Annotated in this window: 1 protein-coding gene; it reads right to left on the bottom strand. The window is 60.4% G+C overall.

What is annotated here, in order from left to right; all coding sequences use genetic code 11:
* Positions 1 to 306 precede the first annotated feature (306 nt).
* Positions 307 to 1,367: GTP cyclohydrolase II (gene ribA / locus EOA13_RS37060; RefSeq protein ID WP_127298038.1), on the bottom strand; the 1,061-nt coding region annotated here is incomplete at its 5' end.

The raw sequence follows: 1,367 nt of genomic DNA, 5'->3' as shown, positions 1-1,367 counted from the left end.
GTGTAGGGCGAGCCACCTCATCGACAGAGGCGGACATACGGTCTTACACTCAAGTTTGGCCTGGGAGAATTGTTCGCTCGCGATGCCGCTGCTCGCTACGTAGCCAGGGGCGCTAATCAATGAAAAGCAGAGCAACAGGAGGCAGATGAAGGCTAAGGTCACTTTCGACGATGTCTTGAATTCTTAACGGTCCCTAGGGCTGACCTTTTAGATGTGCCGAAAGAAAAAGCGGGGTGCCCTGAGTGCACGCCGCTAGAGGGCGGGTGTGGTTATTATCCGCGGGGAAACTCTGAGGGAGACGCGCCGTTATCCGGCGAGCGCACGCGATACCTCGAGGAAGTGGCCGTACTTATCCGCCTTGGTCTTGAGATAGGCCTGATTGACCGAACTGCTGGCGACCAACAGGCCGCGCCGTCTGGCGATCGCGATGCCGTGCGACGCAAGAGCGTCCATCTTTGCGGGGCTGTTGGTCAGAAGAACAACCTCGTGCATCGCAAGGTCCTTCAGGATTCCGGCCGCCGCAAAGTAGTCGCGGCTGTCGTCGGCTAGGCCAAGAGCCCTGTTCGCCTCCGAAGTGTCATAGCCGTCGTCCTGAAGAGCGTACGCCCTGATCTTGTTCGCCAACCCGATGCCCCGGCCTTCGTGACCCCGGATGTAGACAAGGCATCCCCTTACGCTCGCGCCAATGATCGCGAGTGCCCGTTCGAGCTGCTCGCCACAGTCACAGCGCAGCGATCCAAGCGCCTCGCCGGTGACGCATTCGGAATGCACCCGCACGATTGCTTCGGCGTTGGAAGGACCATCCTTGACGAGCGCGATATGCTCGATGCCAGTCAGCTCGTCCCAATAGGCGTGGGCTTGGAAGACGCCGAAACGGGTCGGCATGGCGCATTCTCCGACCTTGGTAATGAGGATTTCGGTCCGCTTGCGGTAGGCTATCAAGTCGCGGATCGTCACCAACAGAAGTCCATGTTCGCGGGCGAATTGGATAAGCTGCGGCAACCGCGACATCGTTCCGTCGTCATTTGCGATTTCGCAGATAACGCCGCTCGGCGCGAGACCCGCCAACGTGCTAAGATCGACGGAGGCCTCTGTGTGCCCTGGACGTTCAAGGACGCCGTTGCGTTTGGCGACCAGCGGGAAGACATGGCCTGGTCTCGAAAAATCGGCCGGCTTCCTTGAGCCGGACAAAAGCGCGGCGATGGTCGCCGCCCGGTCGGTCGCCGAAATCCCGGTGGAAATGCCCTCGGCCAGATCGATCGAGACGGTGAATGCGGTCTTCATCGGGTCGGTGTTCGATGAAGCCATCGGCGGAAGTTCGAGTTCGCGGGCGCGCTCGGCGGTGATCGAGGTGCAGATCAGACCCC

This window comes from Mesorhizobium sp. M7A.F.Ca.US.011.01.1.1 (assembly GCF_003998295.1).
Taxonomy (GTDB): domain Bacteria; phylum Pseudomonadota; class Alphaproteobacteria; order Rhizobiales; family Rhizobiaceae; genus Mesorhizobium.
This window is presented reverse-complemented; position numbering and strand designations above follow the sequence as displayed.